Below are 15,695 nucleotides of genomic sequence, written 5' to 3'. Positions count from 1 at the left end.
CGATGGAGGCCGTGTCGCTGAAGGCGCTCGCGTCGGTTTCGCCGCGCGAGTTCGCCGACATCCTGGCCGGGCCGCCCGAGCGCGCCGCCGCGTGGGTCGCGGCGGCGGCCGACAACGGCATCGTCGATGCACAGGCCGTCTACGGGCAATACCTGCTCGACGGACACGGCGTCGCGCGCGATCCGGCGGCCGCGTTCAACTGGTTCCGGCACGCGGCGCGCGCCGGCCACGCGATGGCGATGAACATGCTCGGCCGCTGCTACGAGTTCGGCTGGGGCACGGCCGCATGCGCGCCGGTCGCCGTGTACTGGTACCGGCTCGCCGCGCAGGCAGGGCTCGACTGGGGCATGTACAACTACGCGACGGCGCTCGCGCTGGGTAACGGCGTCGACGAGAACCGCGCCGAGGCGCTCGACTGGTTCCAGCGCGCGGCCGCGCTCGGCCATGCGAAATCGATCAACCTGATCGGCGGCTTTTACGAGGACGGCTGGGTCGTACCGGTCGACCGCGACGCCGCGTTCGACCACTATCGACGCGCCGCCGTGGCCGGCGACTTCCGCGGCCAGTTCAACCTTGCGCGGCTGCTCGCCGAGCGCGGGCGCATCGATGAAGCGCTCGCGTGGCTTGCACGCGTGCCGGCCACCGCTACCCCCGCGTTCGTCGCGAAGATGCGCGCGTATCTCGCGTCGTCGCCGATCGACGCGTTTCGTGCGGCGGCGCTGCAGTTGCCACCCCAGCCGCAGCCACATTGTATGGACACCGCATCATGATGCTTCACATCCCCGGCGTACTGACGAAAGCGCAGGTCGCGCAATGTCGCGAACTGCTCGATGCGGCCGAATGGGTCGACGGCAATGCGACGTCCGGCACGCAGTCGGCGCTCGCGAAACGCAACCGGCAATTGCCGGAAGGCGCGCCGGCCGCACGCGCGGTGGGCGACGCGATCCAGGACGCGCTCGCACGTCATCCGCTGTTCTTCTCGGCGGCGCTGCCGCTCAAGGTGTTTCCGCCGCTGTTCAATCGCTACGAAGGCGGCGAGACGTTCGGCACGCACGTCGACAACGCGATTCGCCTGCTGCGCGGCACGGATTTCCGCGTGCGCAGCGACCTGTCGGCGACGCTGTTTCTCGAAGAACCCGATGCGTACGACGGCGGCGAGCTGTGTGTCGAGGATACGTACGGCACCCATCGCGCGAAGCTGCCGGCGGGCGACCTCGTGCTGTATCCGGCGTCGAGCCTGCATCACGTCACGCCCGTGACGCGCGGCGAGCGCGTCGCGTCGTTCTTCTGGATTCAGAGCATGGTGCGCGACGACGGCGACCGCACGCTGCTGTTCCAGCTCGATACGCAGATTCAGGCGCTTTCCGCGGAAAAAGGCGCGAAGGATCCGATGGTCATTTCATTGACGGGGATTTATCACAACCTGTTGAGGAAGTGGGCGGATGCATAACCAACGATATGCAAGGCAGCCGCTGGACGTATTGCGCGGCTCGGTCGTGCGCTACGACGGTCCCGTCGATCCAATCGAGGAAAGCGGTTGGGAGGCGCCGTCACACGACACGCGAAACGACGGCGTCCACGCGGGCACGACCATCGATACGCGAGGATAAGAGGCTCACGCCCCCGCAGCGGAAACCGCGACACATCCTCCGCCGGAGTCTGGCATATTGGCGATTCGTCTGACCAAATCAACCACGAGCACCCGGCCTCGCGCAACCGCGCTTCCTGCTGCCAGCCGGACGTGGCCCGCAACCGTCATTGCGCCACTTCGTCCACTATCGTGATTTCGCTCTCCGATCCCGTTGTCCGGTCCATTACCCTGCTGGAGTCGCACGAAGGGTTTGTCGATCTCGCAGGTTTCCATGTGCGCATCGCCGTCGATCTCGGCCGCCGCGACATCGAAAGCAGAAGCCCGCATTTCCTGAAAGTGCGTCGTGGCGTGGCGGACCGGCTGATCGCCGCAGCGCACGCACTCCCCGCTGGCCTGCGCCTGTACGTCAAGGAAGGCTATCGCCCGCTGGCCCTGCAGCGCGACTACTTCTCCGCACACCTCGCGCATCTGCGCCGCACGTTGAATCCGCTTCCGGACGAAGACGCGTTGATCGCCCTGACGAGCCACCACGTCGCGCCGCCGGAAGTCGCCGCGCACCCAACGGGTGCAGCCGTCGACCTCACACTGATCTCGGCAGAAGGCATCGAGCTCGACATGGGCTGCATCATGAACGCCACCGACCAGGAATCCTCCGGCGCGTGCTACACGCACAACCCGTTCATCAGCCGCGCAGCCGCCCGCAACCGTCAGGTGCTGATCACCGCGCTGTCGGGCGCCGGCCTGACCAATTACCCGTCGGAATGGTGGCATTGGTCGTTCGGCGACCGCTATTGGGCCGTGATGCATGATCAATCGCACGCCCTCTACGGCCCCATCGAGGAAAACAGGCTCGACGAAGCCGCGCGCTGACCGCTGACATTCTTTCCGACGAAACGCGCCCGGCTCGGTAACATCCTCACTTGTCGATCCCTGCCCGCTCCCGCACAATCGCAGCACCTGCATCACTCTCCCCCGCGCCGATGTCCTATGCGTCACTCGCCACCGGCGTCCTCCTCGCGGGCGGCCTCGGTCAGCGCTTCGACCCGAGCGGCCTGCACAGCAAGCTGCTCGCGCTGCTACCCGACGGCACGCCGGTGGCGGTCGCGGCCGCCCGCCATCTCGCGGCGGCCACGGCCGACGTGATCGCCGTCGTACGTCCCGGTGCCGAAAAACTCGCGATGCTGCTGAACGAAGCCGGCTGCCACGTCGTCTATGCGCCCGACGCCGTGCGCGGCATGGGCGCGAGCCTCGCGGCCGGCGTGCGCGCGACGCCCGACGCGAACGGCTGGCTCGTCGCGCTCGGCGACATGCCGTGGATCGCGGCGTCCACCTACGAAACGGTCACGCGCGCGCTCGACGCCGACGACGCGTCGATCGTCGCACCCGCGCACCACGGCGTGCGCGGCCATCCGGTCGGGTTCGCCGCGCACCATTTCGATGCACTGGCCGCGCTCGACGGCGACACGGGCGCCCGCGCACTGTTCGCCAGCGCGGCGGTCAGGCTGCTCGACGTCGACGATCCCGGCATCGTGCGCGACGTCGATACACCGGCGGATTTGCGCTGATCGGGATCGCACCACGCGCGCGGTGCAAAGCAGCGCCAGCGCCGCGCCCAGCGGGCTCCTGCTGAAACTCGTCCATCCGCGGCTTGCACCGACGACACACCACCCGCCGCCACAATCCCGCTGCAAACGCGCACCCGATTGGCTATAACGGAGACGAGGCGCCCCTGCCGCGCCACCGCCGTCACGCACTGCGCGAGTTCACCATGACCGATCACACGACCCCGACGCCCGAGCCACCGGCCGACCCGAACCGCGACCCGGAGGACGATCCGCTGTCGTCGCCGCCCGGCCATCACGACAACCCGCAGCAACCGGACGGACCGCCGAGCAAGGATCCGGTTTAGCCGCAAGGCGACCGTTCCACCCATTCGCCGCGCGGTTCCCGTCGTCATGCGCCATCGCCGCATGACGTTGCCTAGCGCGCCGTATACCCGCCGTCGATCGGCAGCGACACACCGCTGACCATCGACGCCGCATCGCTCAACAGGAACAGGATCGGTTCGACGACCTCGCCCGGCTCCGCGAATCGCCCGAGCGGAATCGCGGCCAGCATCGGCGCCCGCTTTTCCGGTTCGCTCCACGCGAACTGCGCCATCGGCGTGAGCGTGACGGTCGGGTTCACACTGTTCACACGAATGCCGTGCGGCCCGAGTTCGATGCACAGCACGCGCGTGATCGCATCCATCGCCGCCTTCGACGCGCAGTAACTCAGATGCGCGGGCAACCCGACGAGCGCGGCCTGGCTCGACACGTTGACGATGCTGCCCCGCGCCTGCGCGACACCACGCGCGTCGCGCGCGATCATCTTCCGTGCGACGGCCCGGGCAACGAGCGCCGCGCCGCGCGCATTGACGGCCATCACGCGATCGAAATGCGCGGCGCTCACCTCGAGCGCCGATTCGAGCGACGCGATCCCCGCGCAATTCACGAGGCCGTCGAATGCCTCGTGCGCGGCGAGCGCCGTATCGATCGCATGCTCGTCGCCACCGACATCGAGCCGCATCGTCTCGCACGCGGCCTCGCCGGCCAGCGCATCGAGCGCGGCCAGGTCGCGCCCGGCCGCGACGACCTGCGCGCCCGCCCGCGCCAGCGCGACCGCGCACGCGCGCCCGATCCCGCTCGATGCCCCCGTGACGAGCACCCGCGAACCGCCGAAATCGAATCGTGTCTTCATGATGGCGTGTGCAACCCGTGCATGATCGGTTTGAGCGCCGGATACAGCGCCGTATAAAGCGCAAAGCGCGCCGCGTACGCTTTCGCACGTTCGGCATCCGGCCGTGCGCGCTCGACGAGCGTGACCCAGCCGCCTTGCGCGTCGTCGTGTGATACGAGCCCTGCCCCGACGCCCGCGAGCAAGGCGGCCCCCATCGCGGCTTCGACATCCTGCTCGATCGTCCACACCGGGAAGCCCGTCACGTCCGCGATGATCTGCATCCACAGCGCCGAATGCGCGGCCCCGCCGACGACGATCAGCCGGTCATCCAAAGCCACCGCGCCGCGTCGGCCGGCCTCGATGTTGTGCCGCAACGCGAACGCGACGCCTTCGAGCACCGCGCGATACAGGTGCGCCCGTGTATGCGCGAGACTCAGCCCGACGAACGCGCCGCTCGCCTTCGCGTCCCACACAGGGCTGCGCTCGCCCATCAGGTACGGCAGGAACAGCATGCCGTCGGCGCCCGGCGGCACGCGTTCGGCCGCTTCCTCGAGCAGCATGTGCGGGTCGCCGTGCGGCAGCAGGCGCGCCGCTTCGATTTCCGCGTGGCAGAACTGGTCGCGAAACCAGGCGACCGACGCGCCGGCCGTGATCGCGCCGCCGAACACGTACAGGTCGCGCTGCCCGTTGAACACGTGCGGCATGCTGACGAGCCCGTGACGCGCATCGACGTGCGGGCTCACGTAACCCCAGCACATGCTGGTGCCGATCATCGCGACATGCTGCCCCGTGCGCGTCGCGCCGGCCGCGAAGGTCGCGACGGCCGCATCGACGCCGCCGGCGACGACCGGCGTGCCGGCCGGCAGCCCGAGCGGCTCCGTCCATTGCGACAACAGCCCGCCGACGATGTCCGTCGATTCGACGAGCCGCTCGGGCATCATCGTCGCCGGAATGCCGAGCATGTCGAGCGCGTCGTCGGACCACTCGCGGCGCGCAACGTCGTACACGCCGCCGATATTGCCGGCCGAACTGTGATCGACCGCGACCTCGCCGGTCAGCAGGTAGATCACGTACGCGTTCGGCGGCAGGAAATAGCGCACGTTCGCCCACACGTCCGGCCGCTGGTCGCGCAGCCACAGCATCTTCGTGAAGCCGTAGTAGCTGTCGACGCCGTTGCCCGTGATCACGCGCAGCCGCTCGACGTTCACGTTCGCGTCGACCCAGTCGACTTCCGCGGTCGCGCGCCGGTCCATCCAGATCAGGCACGGATGGAGCGGCCGCATGTCGATGTCGACCGGAATGCCCGAGCCGCCGTACAGGCTGCCCACGCACACCGCGCGGATCGCATCGGCCGGCACGCCCTGCGCGCGCGCATCGCTCACGCAGCCGGCGATGCACGCGAGCACCGCATCGAACCACACCTGCGGCCATTGCTCGGCCCACAGCGGGCGCGGCGTATCGGGCTGGTAGCCGGCCGAGCGCCGCGCGACGATCGTGCCGTGCCGGTCGACGAGCAGCGCCTTGGTGCTCTGCGTGCCGATGTCGACGCCTATGACGTATTCCATGATGTCTCCGGTGAGGCGCACGCGGGCCGTCAGCGGGCCGGCTTCAGCAGCACCTTGATCGATTCGGGCGATTTCGCGACGCGGATCGCGTCGTCCCAGTCCTCGAGCGCGAAATCGTGCGTGACGATGCCTTTCGACGTGACGAGCCCGCGCGCGAGCAGGTCGATCGCGATCGGATAGCAGTATGGCCCCAGGTGCGCGCCGCGTACGTCGAGCTCCTTGCGATCGCCGATGATCGACCAGTCGACGGTCGCATCCTCGCCGAACACGCTGAATTCGACGAAGCGGCCGAGCTTGCGGATCAGGTCGAGCCCCTGGCTCACGCCGACCGGCGCGCCGGTCGTCTCGATGTAGACGTCGCAGCCGTAGCCGTCGGTGAGCGACCGGACGATCTCGCGCGCGTCGTCGCGCGTCGGGTTGATCGTCACGTCCGCACCATACTCGCGCGCGAGTTCGAGCCGCTCGTCGATCAGGTCGATCACGACGAGCTTCTTCGGCGTCTTCAGGTGCGCGACCTGCGTCATCATCAGCCCGAGCGGGCCCGCGCCCGCGATCACGACCACGTCGTCGAGCTGGACATCGCCGCGGTTCACCGTATGGATCGCGCACGACAGCGGCTCGATGATCGCCGCATCCTCCAGCGACACGCCGAGCGGAATCTTGTGGACGATCGCGGTCGGCGGAATGCGCATGTATTCGGCCATCCCGCCGTCGGCCACCTCGCGCTGGAAGCCGAAGATGTTGTGCACTTCGCACATCCAGTATTGGCCCGACTTGCAATAGCGGCACTTGCCGCACGGCACGATCTGCTCGGCGATCACGCGCTCGCCCACCGCCACGCCGAAATGCCCGGCCGCGCCGTCGCCGAGCGCTTCGACATGGCCGAAAAATTCGTGGCCGGGAATCACGGGCGCCTTCACCCACGGGCTCGGGCCGCCCCAGAACATCTTCGCGCCCGTATAGCACTTGCAATCGCTCGCGCAGATTCCACATGCGGCGATGCGGATCACGAGCTCGTTCGCGCCGGGGCGCGGCTTCGCGACCTGTTCGACGCGATAGTCCTCGGGGCCGTGGCAGACGACCGCGGTCATCCGCGGCAGGGCTTCGGGTGTCGTCATGAGTTGTCTCTTTTGTAGATGATATGGATGACTGATGAATCGGCCGTTACCGCGACCGTTCGCGGCTGATGTAGATCGCGAGCAGGATGATTCCGCCCTTGATCACGTTCTGCACATACGGGTTCACGCCGATCATGTTCAGCCCGTTGTTGAGCACGCCGAGCAGCAGCGCACCGACCAGCGTGCCAAGGATCGCGCCGCGCCCGCCGGAGATCGACGTGCCGCCCATCACGACGGCCGCGATCGCGTCGAGCTCGAAGCCCACGCCCGCGTTCGGCTGACCGCTCATCAGGCGCCCGGTCAACACGATCGCGGCGAGCGCCGACGTGAGCCCGGCCAGCGTGTAGACGATCAGCTTCACGCGCGCGACCCGCACGCCGGTGAGCCGCGTCGCCTGCTCGTTGCCGCCGATCGCATACACGTAGCGGCCGAACGGCATCCGGTCGAGCAGCAGCCACGCGATCGCATAGACCACCAGCATGATCAGCACGGGCGCCTGGATGCCGAACACCTTGCCGCTGCCGAAGAACGCGACCCAGTCGGGCAAGCCGTCGATCGGATAGCCGCCCGTGTAGATCAATGCGAGGCCGCGCGCGATGCCCATCGTCGCGAGCGTGACGATGATCGGCGGCATCCCCGCGAACGCAACGAACACGCCGTTCAGGAAGCCGAAACCAAAGCCGACCGCGATGCCGATCGCGAGCGCGGCAACCGCGTTCACGCCCGCGACCATCAGCCCGGCCGCCAGCGTGCCCGACAGCGCCATCACCGAGCCGACCGACAGGTCGATCCCGCCGGTCAGGATCACGCAGGTCATGCCGACCGCGATGATCGCGTTGATCGACACCTGGCGCAGCACGTTTTCCAGGTTCGCGGCGGACAGGAAGCTCGGGCTCGCGATCATCATCGCGATGCACACGACGATCAGGCCGACGAGCGGATAGAACAGCGTCGAGCGCCGCAGCTGCGCCCACCTCGCGCGTGGCGGCGGGGCGTCGCCGTTTCCGGCGGTGGCCGTGAGCGTCGTGGAAGGCGTGGAAGAAGAATCAGGCAGGTTCATGGGTCGCTCCTCGCGTGCCGGCCGTGGCATAGGTCATGACCGTGTCGGGATCGATCTCGTCGCCGTCGAGCGTCGCCTCGATGCGGCCCTGCCGGAACACGGCGACGCGATCGCACATGCCGACGATTTCCGGCAGCTCGGACGAGATCATGATGATGGCGTAGCCTCGCGCGGTAAGTTCGCGCATCAGCCCGTATATTTCGGCTTTCGCGCCGACGTCGATGCCGCGCGTCGGCTCGTCGAAGATCAGCACCGACGTGTGATGGTTCAGCCAGCGCGCGATCACGACCTTCTGCTGGTTGCCGCCGGACAGCGTCGCGACCTCGGTATGGATCGACGGCGCCTTCACGCCGACGCGCCGCATCACGTCGAGCGTGGTGCGCGCTTCGCCGCGACGGTCGATCAGCCAGTGCATCGACCGGTACTTGCCGAGGTTGTTCAGCGAGATGTTGTCGCGGATCGAGAACGACGTGACGAGCCCTTCCGTCTTGCGGCTCTCCGGCAGGATGCCGATGCCCGCACGCAGCGCGTCGGCCGGATCGGCGAGCTTCGCCGCCGTGCCGCGCACGCGCACGTCCTTGCGGTGTGCACGCGTCGCGCCGATCACCGCGAGCGCGGTTTCCGTGCGGCCCGAGCCGACCAGCCCGGCGAAGCCGAGGATCTCGCCGGCATGCAGCGTGAAGCGGTTCACCGGGCCGCCGCGCTCGATCTGCAGTTCGTTGACCTCCAGCACCCGCGGCGCATCGGCCGCGCGCGCCGGCTTCGGCGGAAAGCTGCTTGCGATCCGGCGGCCGACCATCATCCGTACCAGTTGCTCGACGTCCGTGCGCGCGACGTCGGTCGTCGCCACGTACTGGCCGTCGCGCAGCACCGTGATGCGGTCGCACACCGCGAAGATCTCGTCGAGGTGATGCGAGATGAAGATCATCGCGACGCCCTGCCGCTTCAGCTCGCGCATGATCGCGAACAGGTGCTCGGCCTCGGCCGGCGTGAGCGTGGCGGTCGGTTCGTCGAGGATCAGGATGCGCGCGTCGAGCGACAGCGCCTTGCCGATCTCGACGAACTGTTGCTGCGCGACCGACAGCGCACGGATCGGCGCATCGAGATCGATCGCGACGCCGAGCCGCGCGAAGATCGCGGCCGCCGCGTGCCGCATCCGCTTGCGGTCGCGCGCGCCCCACCGGTTGCGCAGCTCGCGGCCGAGGAACAGGTTGTCGACGGCGTCGAGGTGCGGAATCAGGCTGAATTCCTGGAACACGATGCCGACGCCCGCCGCGACCGCATCGTGATAGTCCGCGAAATGGCGGGCGGTGCCGTCGATCTCGATCGTGCCCGTATCCGGCTGGTGAATGCCGCACAGGATCTTCATCAGCGTCGACTTGCCCGCGCCGTTCTCGCCGAGCAGCGCGTGAATCTCGCCGCGCGCGATCTCCAGATCGATGTCGGCGAGCGCCTTCACGCCCGGAAAGCTTTTCGTGATGTGGCTGAGCCTGAGTATCGTGTCCATCGGCTTCTCCGTGCGAAGAGCGCCGGCCGTGCCGCCGCCCTTCGTGTCGCATCGCACGTCGTTCACCATCTGAAACCCTTCGCGTTGCCGCGATCGACCACCTTCACGTCGACGGGAATCGCCTTCGGCACCGTCGCGCCCCACTTGCGCGCGATCGCGATGCCGAGCGCGATGCGCACCTGGTCGGCCGGGAACTGCGCGGTCGTCTCGATGAACTTCGAATTCGGCTTCTGGATCGCGGCGATCGCCTCGGGCGCGCCGTCGACGCTCGTCAGCTTGATGTCCTTGCCCGAGCTCTCGATCGCGGCGAGCGAGCCCATCGCGCCGCCGTCGTTCACGCTGAAGATGCCCTTCAGGTTCGGATGCGCGGAGATCATGTTTTCCGTGACCGACAGCGCGGTCGCGCGCTCCTGCTTGCCGTTCTGCGTATCGACGAGCTTCACGTTCGGGTATTTCGCGAGCCCGGCCTTGCAGCCGCGCACGCGTTCGAGAATCGGCACGACCGGGATGCCGTCGAGAATGGCGACTTCGCCGCTGCCGCCGATCGCTTTCGCGAGGTAGTCGCACGACATCACGCCCGCGTCGTAGTTCTTCGAGCCGACGAACGAATCGACCGGGCCGTTCGCGTTCGCATCGACGGCCACCACCACCGCACCGGCCTTCTTCGCCTGCGTGATCGCCGACTGGATGCCGGTCGAATCGGTCGGGTTCACGAGCAGGATGTCGATCTTCTTCTGCAGCATGTCCTCGACGTCGCTCACCTGCTTGCTGACGTCGTGATGCGCGTCGGTGACGACGACCTGCGCGCCGATCGACGCGGCCGCGTCGTTCAGCGCTTTCTGCATCGTCACGAAATACGGGTTGTTCAGCTCCTGGAACGTCATGCCGATGCGCAACGGCGCGGCCTGCACGGCGACGGCGGGCAGCCAGGCCGCGGCGGCGAGCGCGGCAATCACCGCCATGCGGGCGGCGCGGCGGGGGGATGAAGCGGGCGATGCATGCGTCATGACGGTGTCTCCGGTTATGTGTGCGGCTTTTTCGTGGGTGAACGCGCCCCTCGCGACGTGGGCGACGCGATTGCGCTGGGTGAAACGGTGCGGAAAATTCAGGCGGGCCGAGGCCCCGCGATCATCCGGGCTGCGGTGCGAGCGCCGGGATGCCGGGTGTGACGACACGCGGCGGCAGCGGATTGCCGGTGGGCGCCGCGTGCAGCGCGAGTTCGCGGCTGCGCGCGTTCAGGCGCTGCAGCGCGCGGAATTCGGACGGCGCCATTCCCTTCACCGCGCGGAACTGGCGGTTGAAGTTCGACACGTTGTTGAAGCCGGCCTGGAAACAGATATCGGTGATGCTCGCGTCGTCGGCGAGCAGCATCTGGCACGCGGACTCGATCCGCAGACGATTCACGTACTGCACGAACGGCATGCCCGTCTGGCGGTGGAACGCACGCGAGAACGCGCTGATGCTCTGCCCGGTCAGTTGCGCGAGATCGGATTCACGCAGCTCGGACGCGAGGTTCTTGCCGATGTACGACAGCGCATGGCTGAGCCGCGTGGGCGTGACGTCGGTCTGGTCGTACGCGGGGCTCGCGAGCAGCGTGCGTTCAGCCGCTCCGCAAAGCCGTTCGAGGATCGTCATGAACAGCGCGATGCGGCGCATGCCGCGCGCGGCCAGCAGCTCGTCGAACAGCGGCGCGATCGCGGCGCTGGTGGCCGCATCGAAGCCGACCCCGCGCCGCGCATCGTCGAGCAGCGCCTGCGCGTCGCGGCATTCGGGAAACGCGTCCATGCAACGGCGCACGAACGCCGGGTCGAACTGGATCACGAGATTGCGGCGCTCGACGGTTTCGCCTTCGGCCATGTCGCTGACCCAGTTGTGCGGCAGGTTCGGGCCGAGCAGCACGAGATGGCCGGGGCCGAACGAGCCGATGTGGTCGCCGACGAAATACTTGCCGCGCGTCGCGACGATCAGGTGCAGTTCGAATTCGGGATGGAAATGCCAGCGGATCGTGCGGTACGGATAGCCGTGCGACCAGACCTTGAACGACTCGTCGCGTCGCACGTCGACCACTTCCAGATCGGGGTGCATCATGTTGGCGTCTCCATTCCCATGTCTCGCTGGCCGGCCTGTTCGGCTGCTTGCGCGTCACCGCGCATTTCACGCGGCGACGCGACCGGTCGCATGGGAAGCAATGTAGGTCGATCGAGCGCGCGGCTCCACCAACTTTACGCCTGATTTCCGATACTTTTTTGCGCATTCCGGCCATACAGGGCGCCGGACGGCAAATTTGTGCAGCGCGGAACGGCCGCGCGGCCGCCCGCGCCGATGCTCATGCGGCCGCGTGCTCGCGCGCCGTCCGCACTTCGTATGCCTTCAGGTGGTTGTACGCGATCCGCAGCAGCGACAATGCATCGGCCGCCTGCGGGTCGCGACGCGCGAGCAGATCACCGATCACGTGATCGGCTTCGACGCGCGCATGGTTCTCGACGTCGCGCAGCATCGACGCGGTCAGCGGCGACGGCGTCAGCACCATCCGCTGCATCCGCTCGATGGCGGCCGGGTCGGGCCGGTGGCCGTTGTGCTCGGCAATCGCGCTGCATTCGCCGAGCATCGTCTCCAGCAGGCGACGGCCGTCCGGCGCGGCGAGAATGTCGCCCACCGAGCCGCGGAACAGCGACGTGCTCGCGGCGAGCGTCGCGAGGAACACCCACTTCTCCCACATCCGCGCGACCACGTTGTCGCTGAGCGTCGCATCGAATCCCGCGCCGCCGAGCACGTCGGCCACCGCGCGCACGCGCGGCGATTCGCCGCCCGCGAGTTCGCCGAAGGTGACCCCGTGCGTGTCGTTGAGGTGCACGATGCGCTGCTCGCGATCGAGCGTCGCCGCGATCACGCACAGCCCGCCGAGCACCTGAGCGGCGCCGAACCGGTCGCGCAGCACGTCGAGATGACGCATCCCGTTGAGCATCGGCAGGATCAGCGTCTGCGGGCCGACGAACGGCGCGAACGACTGAATTGCGTCGTCGAGGCTGTACGCCTTGCAGCTCAGCAGCACCAGGTCGAACGGCGCGACGCCGGCAGCCGCGTCGCCCGCGCGCACGGTCTGCACGTTCGCGAGCGTCAGGTCGCCGCGCGGGCTGCGGATCAGCAGCCCGTCGCGCGCCAGCGCGGCCGCGCGGCCGTCGCGCACCAGGAACGTCACGTCGCGCCCCGCCGCGGCCAGCCGGCCGCCGAAATACCCGCCGACCGCGCCGGCCCCTACTACCAGAATTCGCATCGTTGCCTCCTTTCGGTTTCATTTGCCGCCGCGCCGCCGAACCGCTGAGGCGGACGTGCGGCGCACACGCCATCGCCCCGTGAGTATAGCGACACCCGTTATGCATATGCATAGATACCCTTGCCGGGATGACAGGCATGCGTCCTCGGTACCGGTTCCTAGGGATAACCCGTCTACGGTGACGCCCGTCGGACGCCGTCAAGACACTTACCCCGTCACGCCGTTCCGGGGAGCATCCACGACTGACCGACCACACACCATGCGCAACCTTTCCCTGAATCAGAAACTCGCCTCGATGATCGTCATCCTCTGGCTCGGCCTGCTTGTGATCGCCGGACTCGGCGCATGGCAGACGCGCGCATCGATGATCACGGACCGCCGCGAACAGCTCGCGTCGCTGGTCGCGCAGGCCGCGAGCGTGACCGACCATTTCTACAAGCTGTCGCAGCAGAATGCGCTGCCGGAAGCCGAAGCGAAGCAGAAGGCGATCGAGGCGATCGCCGCGATGCGCCACGGCGCCGACGGCTACATCTCGATCAACGACTCGAAGCCGGTGATCGTGATGCATCCGATCAAGTCCGAGCTCAACGGCAAGGACGTGTCGAATTTCACCGATCCGAACGGCAAGCACCTGTTCGTCGAGATCGTGAAGGCCGGCAACCTGGAAGGCGGCAAGGGCTTCGTCGAGTATCTGTGGCCGAAGCCGGGCGCCGACAAGCCGCAGGACAAAACCAGCGCGGTGCAGCGCTTCGCGCCGTGGGACTGGTATCTCGTGACCGGCATGTACATGAACGACGTCCGCTCGGCGGTGCTCGAAAGCGTCGGCCGCTGGCTCGCGATGACGGCCGTGCTCGGCGGGATCGCGACCGCCGTGATGGTGCTGGTGCTGAAGAGCGTGCGCGCGAACCTCGGCGGCGAGCTGGAGGTGGCGCTCGACGCCGCGCAGCGCATCGCGCAGGGCGACCTGACCGCGCGCGTGACCGTGAAGCAGGACGATCGCGGCAGCCTGCTGCATGCGTTGCACACGATGCAGGGCGGGCTGATCGACATGGTGTCGCGCGTGCGGATGGGCACCGAGAACATCAACGTCGGCGCGAGCGAGATCGCGTCCGGCAACACGGACCTGTCGCAGCGCACCGAGGAACAGGCGGCCGCGCTCGTCCAGACCGCGTCGAGCATGGACCAGATGACCGCGAACGTGAAGCAGAACGCGGACAGCGCCGCGCAGGCCGCGTCGCTCGCCGACCAGGCCGCGCAGGTAGCGACGCGCGGCAGCGCGGTGGTCGACGACGTCGTGCGCACGATGAACGAGATCACCGACCGCTCGCACAAGATCGGCGACATCATCGGCGTGATCGACGGGATCGCGTTCCAGACCAACATCCTCGCGCTGAACGCGGCGGTCGAGGCGGCGCGCGCCGGCGAACAGGGCCGCGGCTTCGCGGTGGTCGCGGCCGAGGTGCGCTCGCTCGCGCAACGCTCGGCGACGGCGGCGAAGGAGATCAAGTCGCTGATCGTGTCGTCGAACGAGACCGTCGAACAAGGCGCGGCGCTCGTCACGCATGCGGGCGAGACGATGGCCGAGATCGTGCAGTCGGTGCGGCGCGTGAACGAGATCCTCGACGAGATCAGCCATGCGTCGCGCGAACAGAGCGCCGGGATCGAGCAGGTCAATCGCGCGGTGGGCGAAATGGACCAGGTGACGCAGCAGAACGCGGCGCTCGTCGAACAAGCCGCGGCCGCCGCGCATTCGCTGCGCGATCAGGCCGAGGCGCTGCGGGATGCGGTGACGCGGTTTGCGTTGCCGGTTTGACGGTGGCCGCCCGGCGCACGCGTGCTCACGCGGCGCGGCCGGGCCGTGACGCGGTCAGGCCAGTGCCAAGCCCCAACCCCGCCGCCCGCTGGATCAGCTCGACGTCGTTGCTCACACCGAGCTTCTTCATCGCACTGATCTTCTGCGCGCTGACCGTCTGCTTGCCCTTGCTCAGACGCTGCGCGATCGTCTTGATCGGCACCCCCGACAGATACAGGCGAATGACCTCGATCTCGCGCGCCGACAGCTTCACGGGCGCCTCGCCGCGCTCGCCGAATGCATCGACCGCGCGCCTGACGAGCGGCGACAGGTAACGCCCGCCGCTGTAGCTCGAATGAATGGCCGTGACGATATGGCCGACCTCGTCGAACTTGCTGACGATGCTCACGCCGCCGATCGCGAGGATCGACCCGAAGATCAGCGGATTCTCGTTCGCGACCAGCGCGACGATCCCGACGTTCGGACGCGTGCGCCGCAGCCAGTCGAACATCGCGAGCCCGTCCATCTGCTCGTCTGCCCGGATCGCATAGTCGACCAGCACGACATCGCAGTCGACGCCGCCGAGCGACGCGACCAGTTCGGCCACGCTCCGGTACACCGCGACGATCTCGATCGCACAGCCGCTGCCCGCGACCTGCTCGATGCCGGCCAGCGTCAACGGCCAGTCGTACGCGAAAACGACGCGAACATTGAATTTCCTCATGCGCAGTTCCAGGTGATTCATCGGCCGCGCGACACGGGGCACGCACGGCCGATTTGGCGTTGAAAGGACATTCAGGCTATTTTTAGCCTGAATGTCGATTCTATGAAGCTGCGCGCAGGCGGGATATCGGACGGCATCGGGATCGGTCGTCCGGGACGTAATACGAGTTTGATATTTGAGCCGGTTCGAACGCCCGACACGAGGCGGCCGGTCGCCGCTGACATCCGCCGAATGGCCAGCGTGGCGGCCGATCCGGGCCAAGCGACCGGCCAGCAGGTAAAATCGACGCCTTTGCATCCCGCGCCGGGCCACCGGCGGCGAGCGACGCGCCGATGCCGGCCGCGCG

15 protein-coding genes are annotated in these 15,695 nt (G+C 67.9%); 6 read left to right on the top strand and 9 right to left on the bottom strand.

The window, feature by feature from the left end; genetic code table 11:
• Positions 1 to 2: 2 nt before the first annotated feature.
• From CFB47_RS22425 to CFB47_RS41265, 5 genes are all read left to right on the top strand, one after another.
• The gene (locus tag CFB47_RS22425) at positions 3 to 770 is read left to right on the top strand and encodes a tetratricopeptide repeat protein (RefSeq protein ID WP_089462313.1); all 768 of its coding nucleotides are present in this window, start codon (positions 3 to 5) and stop codon (positions 768 to 770) included.
• The gene (locus CFB47_RS22420; protein WP_089462312.1) at positions 767 to 1,450 is read left to right on the top strand and encodes a Fe2+-dependent dioxygenase; all 684 of its coding nucleotides are present in this window, start codon (positions 767 to 769) and stop codon (positions 1,448 to 1,450) included. Before CFB47_RS22425 ends, CFB47_RS22420 begins: the two co-directional genes overlap by 4 nt.
• A gap of 330 nt (positions 1,451 to 1,780) precedes the next feature.
• Complete coding sequence (locus CFB47_RS22415) at positions 1,781 to 2,461, top strand: M15 family metallopeptidase (protein WP_256946740.1); 681 nt, start codon at positions 1,781 to 1,783, stop codon at positions 2,459 to 2,461.
• Positions 2,462 to 2,571: 110 nt separating this feature from the next.
• Positions 2,572 to 3,156, top strand: coding sequence for an NTP transferase domain-containing protein (locus CFB47_RS22410; RefSeq protein ID WP_089458584.1), 585 nt, complete (start codon positions 2,572 to 2,574; stop codon positions 3,154 to 3,156).
• 203 nt (positions 3,157 to 3,359) lie between these two features.
• Positions 3,360 to 3,500, top strand: coding sequence for a hypothetical protein (locus tag CFB47_RS41265; RefSeq protein ID WP_021158153.1), 141 nt, complete (start codon positions 3,360 to 3,362; stop codon positions 3,498 to 3,500).
• Positions 3,501 to 3,571: 71 nt separating this feature from the next.
• Here the strand turns inward: CFB47_RS41265 and CFB47_RS22405 are convergent, their stop codons facing one another.
• The 8 genes from CFB47_RS22405 to panE form a co-directional block, all read right to left on the bottom strand.
• Positions 3,572 to 4,330 carry an SDR family oxidoreductase gene (locus CFB47_RS22405; protein WP_089462310.1) on the bottom strand — a complete coding sequence of 253 codons (759 nt, stop codon included), beginning with the start codon at positions 4,328 to 4,330 and terminating at the stop codon, positions 3,572 to 3,574.
• Positions 4,327 to 5,874, bottom strand: a complete 1,548-nt coding sequence (locus CFB47_RS22400; protein WP_089463513.1) for an FGGY-family carbohydrate kinase — start codon at positions 5,872 to 5,874, stop codon at positions 4,327 to 4,329. Before CFB47_RS22400 ends, CFB47_RS22405 begins: the two co-directional genes overlap by 4 nt.
• A gap of 29 nt (positions 5,875 to 5,903) precedes the next feature.
• On the bottom strand, positions 5,904 to 6,992 hold the full coding sequence (locus tag CFB47_RS22395; protein WP_089462309.1) for an alcohol dehydrogenase catalytic domain-containing protein: 1,089 nt from the start codon (positions 6,990 to 6,992) through the stop codon (positions 5,904 to 5,906).
• Positions 6,993 to 7,038: 46 nt separating this feature from the next.
• Positions 7,039 to 8,052, bottom strand: coding sequence for an ABC transporter permease (locus CFB47_RS22390; protein ID WP_089458587.1), 1,014 nt, complete (start codon positions 8,050 to 8,052; stop codon positions 7,039 to 7,041).
• Positions 8,039 to 9,559, bottom strand: a complete 1,521-nt coding sequence (locus CFB47_RS22385; protein WP_089463512.1) for a sugar ABC transporter ATP-binding protein — start codon at positions 9,557 to 9,559, stop codon at positions 8,039 to 8,041. Before CFB47_RS22385 ends, CFB47_RS22390 begins: the two co-directional genes overlap by 14 nt.
• Positions 9,560 to 9,621: 62 nt before the next feature.
• Entirely contained in the window at positions 9,622 to 10,566 is a 945-nt protein-coding gene (locus CFB47_RS22380) for a substrate-binding domain-containing protein (RefSeq protein ID WP_089462308.1), read from the bottom strand.
• Between the two features lie 121 nt (positions 10,567 to 10,687).
• The gene (locus tag CFB47_RS22375) at positions 10,688 to 11,647 is read right to left on the bottom strand and encodes an AraC family transcriptional regulator (RefSeq protein ID WP_089462307.1); all 960 of its coding nucleotides are present in this window, start codon (positions 11,645 to 11,647) and stop codon (positions 10,688 to 10,690) included.
• Positions 11,648 to 11,885: 238 nt separating this feature from the next.
• Positions 11,886 to 12,833 carry a 2-dehydropantoate 2-reductase gene (panE, locus tag CFB47_RS22370; RefSeq protein WP_089462306.1) on the bottom strand — a complete coding sequence of 316 codons (948 nt, stop codon included), beginning with the start codon at positions 12,831 to 12,833 and terminating at the stop codon, positions 11,886 to 11,888.
• A 259-nt stretch (positions 12,834 to 13,092) separates the two neighbouring features.
• Between panE and CFB47_RS22365 the strand changes: the two genes are divergently transcribed.
• Positions 13,093 to 14,646, top strand: coding sequence for a methyl-accepting chemotaxis protein (locus CFB47_RS22365; RefSeq protein ID WP_089462305.1), 1,554 nt, complete (start codon positions 13,093 to 13,095; stop codon positions 14,644 to 14,646).
• 25 nt (positions 14,647 to 14,671) lie between these two features.
• On the opposite strand, the gene CFB47_RS22360 is transcribed toward CFB47_RS22365, so the two are convergent.
• Positions 14,672 to 15,349, bottom strand: a complete 678-nt coding sequence (locus CFB47_RS22360; RefSeq protein WP_089459004.1) for a response regulator transcription factor — start codon at positions 15,347 to 15,349, stop codon at positions 14,672 to 14,674.
• Positions 15,350 to 15,695: the final 346 nt, after the last annotated feature.

Origin of the sequence: Burkholderia sp. AU27893 (genome assembly GCF_002223205.1) — a bacterium.
Taxonomy (GTDB): Bacteria; Pseudomonadota; Gammaproteobacteria; order Burkholderiales; family Burkholderiaceae; genus Burkholderia.
The sequence above is the reverse complement of the archived record's forward strand: the minus strand, read 5'-3'. Positions and strand labels throughout refer to the sequence as shown.

Coding starts and splice junctions, on each gene's coding strand:
- CFB47_RS22425 (WP_089462313.1), top strand. CDS start 3: ATGGAGGCCGTGTCGCTGAAGGCGCTCGCGTCGGTTTCGCCGCGCGAG.
- CFB47_RS22420 (WP_089462312.1), top strand. CDS start 767: ATGATGCTTCACATCCCCGGCGTACTGACGAAAGCGCAGGTCGCGCAA.
- CFB47_RS22410 (WP_089458584.1), top strand. CDS start 2,572: ATGTCCTATGCGTCACTCGCCACCGGCGTCCTCCTCGCGGGCGGCCTC.
- CFB47_RS41265 (WP_021158153.1), top strand. CDS start 3,360: ATGACCGATCACACGACCCCGACGCCCGAGCCACCGGCCGACCCGAAC.
- CFB47_RS22405 (WP_089462310.1), bottom strand. CDS start 4,330: ATGAAGACACGATTCGATTTCGGCGGTTCGCGGGTGCTCGTCACGGGG.
- CFB47_RS22400 (WP_089463513.1), bottom strand. CDS start 5,874: ATGGAATACGTCATAGGCGTCGACATCGGCACGCAGAGCACCAAGGCG.
- CFB47_RS22395 (WP_089462309.1), bottom strand. CDS start 6,992: ATGACGACACCCGAAGCCCTGCCGCGGATGACCGCGGTCGTCTGCCAC.
- CFB47_RS22390 (WP_089458587.1), bottom strand. CDS start 8,052: ATGAACCTGCCTGATTCTTCTTCCACGCCTTCCACGACGCTCACGGCC.
- CFB47_RS22385 (WP_089463512.1), bottom strand. CDS start 9,559: ATGGACACGATACTCAGGCTCAGCCACATCACGAAAAGCTTTCCGGGC.
- CFB47_RS22380 (WP_089462308.1), bottom strand. CDS start 10,566: ATGACGCATGCATCGCCCGCTTCATCCCCCCGCCGCGCCGCCCGCATG.
- CFB47_RS22375 (WP_089462307.1), bottom strand. CDS start 11,647: ATGATGCACCCCGATCTGGAAGTGGTCGACGTGCGACGCGACGAGTCG.
- panE (WP_089462306.1), bottom strand. CDS start 12,833: ATGCGAATTCTGGTAGTAGGGGCCGGCGCGGTCGGCGGGTATTTCGGC.
- CFB47_RS22365 (WP_089462305.1), top strand. CDS start 13,093: ATGCGCAACCTTTCCCTGAATCAGAAACTCGCCTCGATGATCGTCATC.
- CFB47_RS22360 (WP_089459004.1), bottom strand. CDS start 15,349: ATGAGGAAATTCAATGTTCGCGTCGTTTTCGCGTACGACTGGCCGTTG.